Source organism: Microcella sp., assembly GCF_033763155.1.
Classification (GTDB): Bacteria; Actinomycetota; Actinomycetes; order Actinomycetales; family Microbacteriaceae; genus Microcella.
On record NZ_JANRKZ010000213.1, the window covers coordinates 1 to 12588 of the forward strand.

The 12588-nt window shown below is 66.4% G+C and carries 9 protein-coding genes and 1 pseudogene; 3 read left to right on the top strand and 7 right to left on the bottom strand.

The window, feature by feature from the left end:
- The 3 genes from SFU54_RS09205 to SFU54_RS09215 form a co-directional block, all read right to left on the bottom strand.
- Positions 1 to 860: aldehyde dehydrogenase family protein (locus tag SFU54_RS09205; RefSeq protein ID WP_319015982.1), on the bottom strand; the 860-nt coding region annotated here is incomplete at its 3' end.
- Entirely contained in the window at positions 857 to 1630 is a 774-nt protein-coding gene (locus SFU54_RS09210) for a gamma-glutamyl-gamma-aminobutyrate hydrolase family protein (protein WP_319015983.1), read from the bottom strand. The genes SFU54_RS09210 and SFU54_RS09205, both read right to left, overlap by 4 nt.
- Entirely contained in the window at positions 1611 to 2990 is a 1380-nt protein-coding gene (locus SFU54_RS09215; protein WP_319015984.1) for a glutamine synthetase family protein, read from the bottom strand. The genes SFU54_RS09210 and SFU54_RS09215 overlap by 20 nt, the downstream gene beginning before the upstream one ends.
- Positions 2991 to 3180: 190 nt before the next feature.
- Here SFU54_RS09215 and SFU54_RS09220 point away from each other — a divergent pair, with 190 nt between their 5' ends.
- Positions 3181 to 4695: an amino acid permease gene (locus SFU54_RS09220; protein ID WP_319015985.1), complete on the top strand. Its 1515-nt coding sequence runs from the start codon at positions 3181 to 3183 to the stop codon at positions 4693 to 4695.
- Positions 4696 to 4788: 93 nt separating this feature from the next.
- Here the strand turns inward: SFU54_RS09220 and SFU54_RS09225 are convergent, their stop codons facing one another.
- The 3 genes from SFU54_RS09225 to SFU54_RS09235 are packed head-to-tail and all read right to left on the bottom strand — an operon-like array spanning position 4789 to position 10099.
- The gene (locus tag SFU54_RS09225) at positions 4789 to 6672 is read right to left on the bottom strand and encodes a YhgE/Pip family protein (RefSeq protein WP_319015986.1); all 1884 of its coding nucleotides are present in this window, start codon (positions 6670 to 6672) and stop codon (positions 4789 to 4791) included.
- Positions 6669 to 9530, bottom strand: coding sequence for an MMPL family transporter (locus tag SFU54_RS09230; RefSeq protein WP_319015987.1), 2862 nt, complete (start codon positions 9528 to 9530; stop codon positions 6669 to 6671). Before SFU54_RS09230 ends, SFU54_RS09225 begins: the two co-directional genes overlap by 4 nt.
- 11 nt (positions 9531 to 9541) lie before the next feature.
- Positions 9542 to 10099 (bottom strand): helix-turn-helix domain-containing protein, encoded by a 558-nt coding sequence (locus SFU54_RS09235; RefSeq protein WP_319015988.1) that lies wholly within the window; start codon positions 10097 to 10099, stop codon positions 9542 to 9544.
- A gap of 137 nt (positions 10100 to 10236) precedes the next feature.
- Here SFU54_RS09235 and SFU54_RS09240 point away from each other — a divergent pair, with 137 nt between their 5' ends.
- Positions 10237 to 10434 carry a hypothetical protein gene (locus SFU54_RS09240; RefSeq protein WP_319015989.1) on the top strand — a complete coding sequence of 66 codons (198 nt, stop codon included), beginning with the start codon at positions 10237 to 10239 and terminating at the stop codon, positions 10432 to 10434.
- Between the two features lie 246 nt (positions 10435 to 10680).
- The gene (locus tag SFU54_RS09245) at positions 10681 to 12333 is read left to right on the top strand and encodes a hypothetical protein (RefSeq protein ID WP_319015990.1); all 1653 of its coding nucleotides are present in this window, start codon (positions 10681 to 10683) and stop codon (positions 12331 to 12333) included.
- Between the two features lie 69 nt (positions 12334 to 12402).
- Here SFU54_RS09245 and SFU54_RS09250 read toward each other — a convergent pair.
- Positions 12403 to 12588 (bottom strand): annotated as a pseudogene (locus SFU54_RS09250) (LysE family translocator); the annotation flags it as partial.

Consider the following 12588-nt stretch of genomic DNA (forward strand, 5'->3'; position numbering starts at 1 on the left):
ACGGCTGGCTCAAGCAACTCGAGAAAACGGTCGAGCACACTGCGCTGCACGAGCAGTCGCGACCGCGCACAGCAGTCTTGCCCGGCGTTGTCGAACACCGCGCCCGGGGCTCCGGATGCTGCTGCCTCGAGATCAGCGTCGGCAAAGACGATGTTCGCACTCTTGCCGCCGAGCTCGAGCGTGACAGGTTTCACCTGCGCCGCGCATCCGGCCATCACGTGCTTGCCAACCTCGGTCGAGCCCGTGAAGACGACCTTGCGCACCTGCTCGTGCGTGACGAATCGATCGCCCACGACAGAGCCGCGACCCGGCAACACCTGGAACAGGTTTTCGGGAAGCCCCGACTCGAGCGCGAGCTCACCGAGACGGATGGCCGTCAGCGGGGTCCAGTCGGCGGGCTTGAGCACCACGGCATTGCCCGCCGCGAGCGCGGGAGCGAAGCCCCATGCCGCGATCGGCATGGGGAAATTCCACGGCACGATGACGCCGACGACACCGAGCGGCTCGTGGAAAGTCACGTCGAGGCCGCCGGCCACGGGAATCTGCTGGCCGATCATGCGCTCGGGCGCTCCGCTGTAGTAGTCGAGCACGTCACGAACGTTGCCCGCCTCCCAGCGAGCCGCGCCGATCGGGTGGCCCGAGTTGCGCACTTCGAGCTCAGCGAGTTCGTCGATGTGCGCGTCGACCGTGGCCGCAAAGCGCCGCAGCGCGCGAGCGCGATCAACGGGAGCGAGCGCAAACCATGCCTTCTGCGCGACGACGGCGCGCGCAATGGCCGCGTCCACCTCGTCGAGCGTCGTGTGCCGCACGGTGCCGATGACGGTCTCGTCGGCGGGGTTGACGAGCGTGGTCTCGCTCATGCCATGGCCTTTCGGGTTTCTCGGTACTGCACCGCGGCCTCGACGAGACCCGCAAAGAGTCGCGCGTCTTCGGCTGCCGACTCTTCGGGGTGCCACTGCACGGCGACGCCAAAGGTCATGGCGTCAACATCGACAGCCTGAATGATGCCGTCGTCACCGCGCGCGCTCACCGTGAGGCCGGGGGCCACTTCGTCGATCGCCTGGTGGTGGTAGCTCTGCACGGTCACGCGATCCCCGAGCAGCGCGGCCGTCTTCGTGCCGGGCTCGATGATTGCCGGGTTCGCGGTGAATACTCCCCCGCCCGCGTTGTAGCGGGTCGAGCCGATGGCGTCAGGCAAGTGCTGAATCAAGCTGCCGCCGAGCGTGGTGTTGAGCACTTGCAAGCCGCGGCAGATGCCGAGAAACGGAATGTCGCGGGCGATCGCTCGCGAGAGCAAGACATCTTCGATCGCGTCGCGATCGAGCCGAGGGGCATCGTTCGTGGGGTGCGGATCTTGTCCGTAGCGCCGCGAGTCGACGTCTTTGCCGCCGGTCAAGATGATGCCGTCGAGCCCGTCGAGCACGGCGTCGGCCCCGGCCTCATCCAGTGGTTGCGGGGGCACCAGCACGGCGATGCCGCCCGCACGCGAGACCGCCTCGAAGTAGACCTTCGGCAAGAACGCGGCGGGAACATCCCACACTCCACACTGCGTCTGCTCAAGATAGGTCGTCAGCCCAATGACGGGACGACGACCCGCGACGGCACCCGACTCAGAAGCGTTCGAAGCCACGGATGCGCTCCCAGTCGGTAATCGCCGCGTCAAAGGCCGACAGCTCAACGGCCGCCATGTTGAGGTAGTGCGCCATGACCTCGTCACCGAACGCGGCGCGCGCGAGTGCGGAGCCCGAAAACAGCTCGGCCGCGTCGCGCAGCGTCGAGGGCACACGCGGCAAGTCGGCCGCGTAGGCGTTGCCCGTGAAGATCTCGGGCAGCGTGAGCTTGTTCTCGATGCCGTAGAGACCAGCGGCGATGATGGCCGCCGTCGCAAGGTAGGGGTTGACGTCGCCTCCGGGCACGCGGTTCTCGATGCGCAGGCTGTGGCCCGAGCCGACGACACGCAAGGCGCACGTACGGTTGTCGAAGCCCCACGCGATGCCCGTGGGCGCAAAGCTGCCGGGCACGTAGCGCTTGTACGAGTTGATCGTGGGCGCGAAGAAGAGGCTGAGCTCACGCATGGCGGCAAGCTGACCGGCGAGCCAGTGCTCCATGAGCGGCGAGAAGCCGTGTGCGCCGTCGCCCGCCATGACCGCCGACCCATCGGTGCCGCGCACGCTCAAGTGAATGTGGCAGCTATTGCCCTCTCGCTCGTTGAACTTCGCCATGAAGGTCAGCGCTTTACCGTGCTGGTCGGCGATCTCTTTCGCGCCGTTCTTGTAGATGACGTGGTTGTCGCACGTCGCGAGAGCGTGCGCGTAGCGGAAGGCGATCTCTTGCTGACCGAGGTTGCACTCGCCTTTGACACCCTCGCAGTACATGCCGGCGCCATCCATGCCATTGCGAATGTCGCGAAGCAGCGGCTCCATGCGGCTCGAGGCGAGCAGCGCATAGTCGATGTTGTAGTCGCTCGCGGGGGTGAGGTTGTCGTAGCCCTTGGCCCAGGCCTGGCGGTAGGTCTCGTCGAAGACGATGAACTCGAGCTCGGTGCCCACGTAGGGCACGAGGCCGTGCTCGGCGAGGCGGTCGATCTGGTGCTGCAGAATCTGGCGAGGGTTCGGGGCAACGGGGCCGCCGTCCATGCGCTTGAGGTCGGCGATCACGAGCGCGGTCGCCGGCAGCCACGGGATGCGTCGCAGCGTGCCCATGTCGGGCTGCATGACCATGTCGCCGTATCCGGTCTGCCACGACGACAGTGCGTAGCCCGCAACCGTGTTCATCTCGACGTCGACAGCGAGCAGGTAGTTGCAGCACTCGGCGCCGTGAGCGGCGACCTCTTCACGGAAGAGGCGAGCCGATACCCGCTTGCCGACGAGGCGGCCCTGCATGTCGGCAAAGGCGACGATGACGGTGTCGACCTCCCCCGCATCGATGAGGCTTTCGAGCTCAGCGATCGTCAGATTTCCCGAGCGAACCGTCGTCGGTGCTGCAGACATGGAGCCTCCCTTGGCGCGAGTGTCGACCATTAGTACCACAGGGCCCCACTGCTGACCCAAGACTCGACGGAAGTTTTCGTTTCTAATGGTGGACAAGGGCGACCTTTACGGCCATGCTCATGTGCCAAGGCGCATCGTGGCGCTCTCGCCCGCGTGCCGACCCATCCCCACCACCCCCCAGGAGGAATGAATGGCGGAAACAACCAAGGCGACCGGCGGTGTCTCGTACACCAGTGTCGACCAGTCGTACTTCGAGAAGCGCGGGTTGCGCCGATCGGCTGGAGTGTGGGGCCTCTGGGGCCTCGCCGTAGCCGCGGTCATCTCGGGAGACTTCTCGGGGTGGAACTTCGGCATTGACTTCGCGGGCTTCGGCGGCATGCTTATCGCCTTCGTCGTGCTCGTCGTCATGTACTACGGTCTGACCTTCTCGATCAGCGAAATGTCGGCGGCAATGCCCCACACGGGCGGCGCCTACTCGTTCGCTCGCTCAGCAATGGGTCCGTGGGGCGGTCTCGTCACCGGTGCCGCTGAGACCATCGAATACGTCGCGACCACGGCTGTCGTCGTGTTCTTCTCGGCGCAATATCTCGATGGCGTCACAAGCGGTTTGCTGAACTTCTCGCTCGCCGAGTCGAACCTCATGTGGATCTGGTGGATCGTGCTTTACGTCGCGTTCGTCGGCCTCAACGCCGCCGGTGCGCACATTTCGTTCCGCTTTGCGATCATCGTCTCGATCATCGCCATCGCGATCATCGTGGTGTTCTCGGTCATGGCGCTCGCGTCGGGACTCTTCTCGTTCGACAAGCTGTGGGACATGGCGCCGAACCCTGACGTCGCCGGATCGTCGGTGTTCTTGCCGGAAGGCTGGCTCGCCATCCTGTTCGCGCTGCCCTTCGCCATGTGGTTCTTCCTCGGCATCGAAGAGCTGCCGCTCGCCGCTGAAGAGTCGCACACCCCCGAGAAAGACATCCCCCGCGCCGGCGTCATCGCGCGTGGCACGCTCATCATCACGGGTGTTCTCGTGCTGTTCCTCAACACGGGCGTTTTGGGTGCTGAAGCAACCGGCGTGTCACTCGAGCCGCTGCTCGATGGCTTCCGGGCCATCGTGGGTGACGAACTCGCTGCCCTGTTGGCGATCTTCGCGCTTATCGGTCTGCTCGCCTCGCTGCACGGCATCATGTTCGCCTACGGTCGCAACATGTACTCGCTCTCGCGGGCGGGCTACTACCCCAAGTTCTTGTCGCTAACCGGCAAGAACCAGACTCCGTGGGTGGCACTGACCGTCGGCGCCGTGATCGGTTTCGTCGCGATCGTCGTTCTCGACGTTCTCGCGAAGCTCGACCCGGAGGGCGTGGGCCTCGTTGCCGGCGCGATCATCCTCAACATCGCTGTGTGGGGCGCGGTTGTCGCGTACTTCTTGCAGATGGTGTCGTTCTTGATCCTGCGTCGTAAGTTCCCCGACGCAAACCGCCCCTACAAGAGCCCGTGGGGCACGTTCGGCGCCTACAGCGCCGCAGCGATCGCTGCCCTCGTGTTCGTCGGTCTGCTCATCAACCCCGCCTTCCAGGCAGCGATCGTGGCGATCATCATCGTCTACATCCTGATCCTGCTCGGCTTCGGGTTGCACTACCGCAAGCGCCTCGTGCTGTCTCCTGAAGAGGAGTACGCCATGAGCGGCGGAACCCACGAGCTGACCAAGGAGTAACTACTCCGATTCAGACCGGCGCGGGTCGCGAGCTTCGAGCTCGCGGCCCGCGCTGCTGTATGGGGGTGGGATGCTCGCGCGAGCATCCCGCCGTCACGCCGTGGTCGCGACCAGGGTCGGAGCGAACGCGGCGAGAGCATCCCGTCGACGCGCGCGACCCACGGCCAATCGCGCCACGATGAGCGACCCCGCGGCGAGCAGCCCCATAACGGCGACGGCCGCAACGACGCGCGCGGGATCTCCACCCGCGAGCAGCGCCTGCATTCCATCGACCGCATAGGTGAGCGGCAAAACCGTGCTGAGAGCAGGGAAAGGATCAGCAAGCGCAGCAATCGGCACAATGCCGCCCGTGGCGACGATTTGCACCGCAAGCAGCAGCAGCGACACGACCATTCCAGCCCGACCGAGAGTAAGGGTGAGAGCGGCGTGGAATGCGGTGAACGCCAGCGCGATGACCGTCGTAAACGCGAGAGTCGCCGGCGCGAGCGCCCAGTCGACGCCGCTCACGAGGTGCACGAGCACGGTCACGAGCGCCGCTTGTGCGAGGGCGATGAATGACGCTCGACCCATCGCGCGGCGCACGATGATGCCGCCCGCGGCTGAGGTGCCGATGACACCGCGGGCTGCGGGCCGCAGCGCCAGGAAGGTCGCGAGCGCGCCGATCCAGAGCCCAATGGGCACGAGGGTTTCGGCAATCACCGAGCCCACACCGGCGACGGCGTTCGTGCGCGTCGACTCGACGACCACAGGCTCGGTCGCAACCGAACTATCGCCCGCTTCGGGCACCTGGCCGGCGCCCGACGACAAGCCCGAGGCCAGCTCATCCACGCCGCTCGCGAGGCTCTCTGCACCCGACGTGATGTCGCTCGTGCCTCCCGCGAGAGCGCCGAGTCCGCTCGCGAGGTCTTGAGCGCCGCTGCGCAAGGGCGCTCCGCCGGCAGCCAGTTGGGCCGCGCCACCCGCGCTCTGCGCGAGGCCCGACTGAATGCCGTCGAGTCCGCCATTGAGCTGCGGAATCACCGTGCCGGTCGTGCCGGCCAACACCTGGGCGGCACTCAGCGCGTCGACGAACGCTTGTTGATCGGCCGGGCTGAGGTTCGACGCGGTGATCGCCGCACTGAGCGCAGACAGGTCACCGGCGAGGGTACCCGCGCTCGCGGGAATGCCGGCGGCTGCTTGTTGCAATGGTTCGAGCTGCGTGGCACCCGCCCGCAGTTGCGTTAGGCCCGTCGAGAGGCCGCTGACGCCCACCGTGTAATCGGTCACGCCGCTCGCGAGCTCTCGGGCTCCCCCGGCCGAGGCGCTCGCGCCGGCGCTCAAGTCGACGAGCCCCGAGCTGAGTGCACTCGCGCCATCGCCCAATTGCGTGGCACCGTCGGCGGCGGTGTCGAGTGCGGCCCCGAGTTCTCCGAGTCCACTCGTCAACCCATCGAGGTATTGCGCCGTGATCTCAGCGCCAAACTGCTGGGCGAGGCCACTGCCGACCGCCTGCACAACCGAACCGGCCAGGTAGCTGTGCGCGTCATCCGTCACGACGTTCAGTTGCGCTTGCACGGGGTCGGGCGAGCCGATGGTCAGCAACGACGCCGAAAAGTCACTCGGAATCGTCAAGACTGCATAGACCTCGCCGCGTTCGAGAGCGGCTTGCGCTTCGGCCGAGTTTGTCACGTACCAGTCAAAGCCCGAATCGCTGCCACCCGTCAGTTCGGTCACCAGCTGACGACCGGCGAAGACGATCTGGTCGTTGCCGTCGGCATCGGTCGTCGTCAGCAGTTCGTCGTTGTTGACGACGGCAGCGGGAATGCGCTCGAGGCCGCTCGTTCCGTCGCCGACCGCGGCGAGCGCCAGGCCCACGAGAGCCAGGGGCACCGCGACGGCAGCCGTGATCGTCAGCCAACGGCGCAAGCGGCCGCGGTGGGCGAGCGGCGTCGTGACGAGAGCACTATCGACAGCGGTCGTTTCTGAGCTCAGGGTCATGAGCCGCTCCTTTCGGTCAGAACGGATGCAGAGTCAAGGGTCACGGTCGTCGCACCCTCGGCGACCGGGCTTCCGGGGTCCCGCCCCCAGACCCGCACGACGGGAACGGGTGCGAGCCGCTGCACGAGCACGTCGAGCAGATCGAGGTCGTCGGCCGTGAGCACGTCGTCGCGGTGGTCGAGCACGATGACCGGCGTGCCGTCGAGCGTCGCGACCGCAGCAAGAACGAGGGCGCGTCGCCGCGCATCGAGGCTCGCCACGTGGGTCTCGGGGTCGGCGATGCCGCGGGGTTCGACGCCCAGCGCGGTGAGGGTTGCCGCGAGGCGGGCCATCCACCGCCGCGTGCGACGCACCCCGCGCGGGTAGCCGGCGGCGAGAGCGATGCGCTCGCTCACGAGCGCCGCCATCGTGATGGTGGGCGCCAAGCGGTCGCCACTGACATCGACGAGCGTGACGCGTCGTGACGCACGACCTGCCTCAGAGGGCAAGACGGCATCGGCGACGACTGCGCGACCTGAGCGAGGGGCCACATAGCCGGCGAGGGTGGCGCCCGCGAGGCGCCGGTCAGCAACGTCGCCCACGAGATCGACGCGTGATCCCGGTGCCGCCACGAGCGAAAGCTCGGTTTCGGTGCCCGCCAAGCCCAGGCGATCGGCCACGATGACGGCGTCGCCATGCGTCGCCGCCCAGGCGCGGTGGTCGCGGTGGTGACGAAGCTTCTCGCCTTCCACATCGAGGTCAGGAAGCACTCGGTCGAGCGCACGCGGGAACCACCATGCGGCCTTACCAAACAGCGTCATGAGCGCCGGGCCCAGGGTCATGCGAATCAGGAACGCGTCGATCGCAATGCCGACGGCGAGGCTCAAGGCGATGGGCTTGATGAGTCCAGCACCCTCAGGCACGAAGGCGGCGAAGACGAAGAACATGATGAGAGCCGCAGCCGTGACGACGCGAGCGCCGTTGGCGAAACCGTCGTCGATTGCCTGCCGCGCATCGCCCGTGCGAACGAACTCTTCGCGCATGCCCGAGACCAAGAAGACCTCGTAGTCCATCGCGAGGCCGAAGAGCACGGCCATGAGGATGATCGGCATGAAGCTCAAGATGGGGCCGGGCTCGGCGTGCAGCAGCTCGGCGCCCCATCCCCATTGAAAGACCGCGACCGTGACGCCCATGGCGCTGCCGACCGAGAGCAAGAAGCCCACGGCCGCCTTGACGGGCACGAGAACCGAACGGAACACCGCCATGAGCAAGACGACCGAGAGGCCCACCACAACGAGGCCAAATGGAATCAAGGCGCCCGTCAACCGGGTCGAGATGTCGATGCCGACAGCCGTGACGCCCGTGACGGCCATGGGCGTGCCGAACTCGGCCTCGATGGCGTCACCCGCCGTGCGAAGGTCGGCAACGACGAGCTTGGTTGCGGGGTCGTCGGGCGCCGTTTCGGGTGCGACCTGGAAGATCGCGGTCTCGAGGCCGGGTGACGGGATGCCCGGGCTCACGCTTGCGACGCCGTTCACCTGCTCGAGCTCGCCGCGAATCGCCGCGAGGTCATCAAGAATGTCGGTCGTCTGCGTGATGTCGAGCGTCACGAGCAGCGGCCCAGCTGTGCCGGGGCCGAAGGCATCGGCAATGAGGTCGTAGGCCTCACGCTGCGTCGAGCCCGCGGGCTCGCTGCCGCCGTCGGGCAGGTTGAGGTCGAGCGAGAAGGCAGGAATCGAGAGCACGCCCAGCAGAGCGATGACCGAGATGCTCGTGAGCACCGGCCGCTTCATGACGCCACGCACCCAGCGACGACCCATCGTGGGGCCGGTCGTCGCGGCGGGGTGAGCGCGCTTCCACGCCCGCGACCCTTCGCGCGGGGCAAGCTTGGCGCCCGCGACGCCCAAGAACGCGGGCAGCAGCGTAAGGGCGGCCGCAATCGCAATAAGCACGGCGAACGCCGCCCCAACGCCCATGACCGACAAGAACGGCACGCCCACAACCAGCAGGCCCAGCAGAGCAATAATGACGGTCGCACCGGCGAAGACGACAGCACTGCCCGCCGTGCCCACGGCGACCGCGGCAGACTCTGCCGCATCCATGCCGCGCGCCAGTTGCCCTCGATGTCGCGACACGATGAAGAGGGCATAGTCAATGCCGACCGCGAGGCCGATCATGACGGCGAGCAAGGGCGCCGAACTCGAGACCGGCAAGAACGCCGCGAGAGCGAGAATGCCCCCCATGACGATGCCCACGCCGATGAGTGCGGTGGCCAGCGGCATCCACGCGGCCCGCAGCGATCCGAACGTGACGACGAGTACTGCGCCGGCGAAGAGCACTCCGAGCACCTCGGTGACCGTCAGGCCCACGGTCGTGTCTTGAAAGACCTGACCGGCAAACTCGACGCGAACATCCACCGTCTCGGCCGTCGCGAGCAGTTCGGCGATCGTGGCCTCGCTGACCTCAGACGACGCGCTGTCGAGTTGAACGCGCACGATCGCGATGGTGCCGTCGTCACTCACTTGACCGTCGGCGAACTCGTCGAACGGCCCCGTCACCGAGTTGACGCCGTCGACCGTGGTCAGGGCACGCTCGAGCGTGTCGATCTCGTCACGGATGCTCGCATCCGTCACCTCTGACCCCTCGGGCGCCACCACCACGGCCTGGGCGCTCGCCCCTGACACGGCCGGAAACAGCGCGTTGAGCTGATCGAGCGCCACTTGCGACTCGGTGCCCGGAATGCTGAAGGTCTCATCGGTCTGGCCACCGAGAGCCACCCCTCCGCCGATGACCGCGGCGAACAGCATGAGCCACGCAACGATGACGAGACGCGCGCGCGCGTATGAGAACCGACCGAGCCGGTAGAGCAGCGTAGCCAACGAGGGTCTCCTTAGGCGATGGGATGTTCGGCGGGCACGAGCAAGTCGTGCAAGATCTCCAGAAGCGCAGAGCGCACTTCGTCGATCGGGAGCTCGCCGTTGAGTCCCAGTCGCTCGGCGGCCGCCAGGGTGTAGGCGACGCCGCCGAATGCCACGCCGAAGCGCAACTTTTCGAGTGTTGAGCCGCTCGCGAGCCTGAAGAGCTCAGAGACGCGGCGCATGAGAAGAGTGGCCCGGTGCATGACGGGCACGTCGTCGAGGGTCGCCCCCTGGTTGATCACCAGAGGCACCACTTGGCGGTGAAGCAGCAGCAGGTCGACGAATCGCTCGACAAAATCGCGGTGGCGGAGCGCGCCGGCTTCGTCAACCGACACGATCAGGGCATCGAGGTCATCGAGCGCCGGATTCACAATTTCGGCGAGCAGCCGCTCTTTCGATTCAAAGTGGTAGAGCACGCTCGCTTTCGACATTCCCGCGAGGTCGGCAATGCGCTGCAGCGAGGTCGCCGCAAAGCCAGATGTGGCAAATTCGGCGAGCGCGATGGCGCGAAGCTCTTCGTGGCGGGACATGCTCACCACGGTACTGACCGATCGGACAGCTTTCTGACCATCCGGTCAGTTTCGAAGGATGCTCTATGACTCTTCCCAGGGACGGCGCACGGGGCCGCCACACGCGCTAGCGTGGGAGTCGACGTAAGGAGCCTCCAGTGCGCAAGTTCTTGTTCAACGGCGCGGTCTTGAGCGCGGCATTCTCTGCCGTCGGCGTCGTCAACGCAACGCGCAACGGCCCGCGCGACTGGCGCCTCGCCCTCATGTGGGTGAGCTGGGGTATCAGCGTGGCCATTGCCGTCGGCACGGTCATCGAAGAAAACCGCGAGCACGACCCGCTCGAGCTCGACGACTAGCTCTCTCACTCCTTTCTCGCGCGTCTTTCGGCGCGCCGTTCGCGTGCGAACTGGGGCCGCGAATGGCGTTCATGTTCGCAATGCGAACACTCCTGGGCGAAGCCGTCGCAACCCCTGTCTTTGGTCCCTATTCGGGGCTCTTTCGACGCGAGCACACTGTGGGCGATTGCACGAATCGCATTCAGTTCGGCTCATGCCTTCCACCCCGGTCAGGCAAGCCATGCGAGTAAGCGAAGGAGCACGACCATGAACAACAGAACCCGAGCGGTCATCGCTCTCGGTCTCGGCGCCACCCTCGCGGTGGGCCCCAGCCTGGCAGCATTCGGCGCAGGGGGAACCCTGACGAATGGTTCATTCGAGGCGGATGCCGTTGGCTCGTCGTCGATCACGGGCTGGACGAGCATGAACCAGCTGATCGACCTGGGCACCACGTCGATCGCCGGCTGCACGACGTCAGACACCTCGAACTACGCGAACCTGCGCGACTACGCCAGCGAGGCCGAGGGAACTTGGAACAACACCTACGCGAGCGTTCCCGGGTTGAGCGACATCTACTACGTTCACGACCTCAACGGCGACCCCGTGACCATTCTCGGCAATCGGCTCGTCTGGGACGACTGGGATGGCTACTACTACATCGAGATTGAAGATCTCATCATTACCTCGGCCGACGCCGCGCTGTCGAGCGTCGTCGAACAGCCGGTGACGGAACCTGCGCCCACCGAGCCTGCGCCCACCGAGCCCGCGCCCAGCGAACCGGCACCCGAGTCAACGACCCCCGCCGAGCCCGCGCCCGACGAGCCCGCTCCTACCGAGCCCGCGCCGAGCGAGCCGGCTCCCGTCGAACCCGCTCCTGTCGAGCCGCCGACCCCGACCTTTGAACCGGCCGAGGCGACGTATTCGTACCTCATCGAGTGGGACTGGTCCAGCGAGCAGTGGGATGCCTTCTACGCGGCGAGCGCTGCCGCCGCGCCCGACCCCTCGGTGCGTGCCGATGACCCCGCTAACGCTCGCCTCAACTCGGAGGAGTACACGGTCACGGTGATCGACGGTGTCGATGTCGACCGCGAGGGCAACGTGCTCGAGCTCTACAGCGACCTCGATGGAGACATTGATGGATACGTCGCGCACGGCCCCGCCGTCTACAGTGACCCGTTCACCGTCGACGCCGGACGCCAAATCAGCCTCGACTGGAAGGCCGTTGACGAGTCCGATGACTTCCACGTCTTCGGCTACCTGCTCAACACCGCCACATGTGCCCAGACCGAAGTGATCGACGCCACGGGAGAGTCGCAAGACTGGACCACCATTCAGGTCGAGATTCCCGCCGCGGGCACCTACCGCTTCGTATTTGTCTCGGGCAGCTACGACTACAGCTGGGGCGGCGCCGCCGGGGCCTACATGTACATCGACAACATCGTGCAGACCCCTGTATTCGGTGCCCCTGGCGTCGACGTGGCCCTCGCGGCCGGCGTGGGCGACTACTTGCCGGGCTCTGACGTGCAGGTCTCAGGTGGCGGTCTCGTCCCCGAAACCGAGTACGACCTCGTGTTGCGCTCGACTCCGGTGACCGTTGTTCAGGGCGTGACCGACGCCGACGGCAACTTCGTCAACGTCGTCGCCTTGCCGACAGACATCGAGCCGGGTGCGCACACGATCACGCTGACGGCACAGGGCCCAAGCGGCCCGGTGTCGGTCGTCGCCTACATCACTGTGGGTACTGACGGAACCCTGCAGTACTTCTCGCTCTCGGGTCCGCAGGCGCTCCTCGCCTTCACGGGCCCGGCCGAGAACGCGGGCATCATCGCCCTCGCTCTGTTGCTCACCATCACGGGTGCCGCGGCGATCGAGTTCGAGCGCCGGCGCCGCAGCCCGTTCAATGCGGTGTACGTACGGTAGGGCATCCACGAATCGACGCCCCGTCGCTGGCACTTGCTGGCGGCGGGGCGTTCGTGTGCGACGGATGCCCTACACCTGCCAGGGCAGCAACACGCCAATCAGCACGAACAGCCCCCCGGTTGCCCGGTTGAACCAGCGGCCCGCCCGCGCGAGCAACGGTTGCAGCGACTGCGACAGTGCTGCGACCACGAGCTCGAAGATGAACTCAATGACGATGAAGGTGCTCGCCATGATCGCGAACTGCACGCCCAAATC

Coding starts and splice junctions, on each gene's coding strand:
- SFU54_RS09245 (WP_319015990.1), top strand. CDS start 10,681: ATGAACAACAGAACCCGAGCGGTCATCGCTCTCGGTCTCGGCGCCACC.
- SFU54_RS09235 (WP_319015988.1), bottom strand. CDS start 10,099: ATGTCCCGCCACGAAGAGCTTCGCGCCATCGCGCTCGCCGAATTTGCC.
- SFU54_RS09215 (WP_319015984.1), bottom strand. CDS start 2,990: ATGTCTGCAGCACCGACGACGGTTCGCTCGGGAAATCTGACGATCGCT.
- SFU54_RS09225 (WP_319015986.1), bottom strand. CDS start 6,672: ATGACCCTGAGCTCAGAAACGACCGCTGTCGATAGTGCTCTCGTCACG.
- SFU54_RS09220 (WP_319015985.1), top strand. CDS start 3,181: ATGGCGGAAACAACCAAGGCGACCGGCGGTGTCTCGTACACCAGTGTC.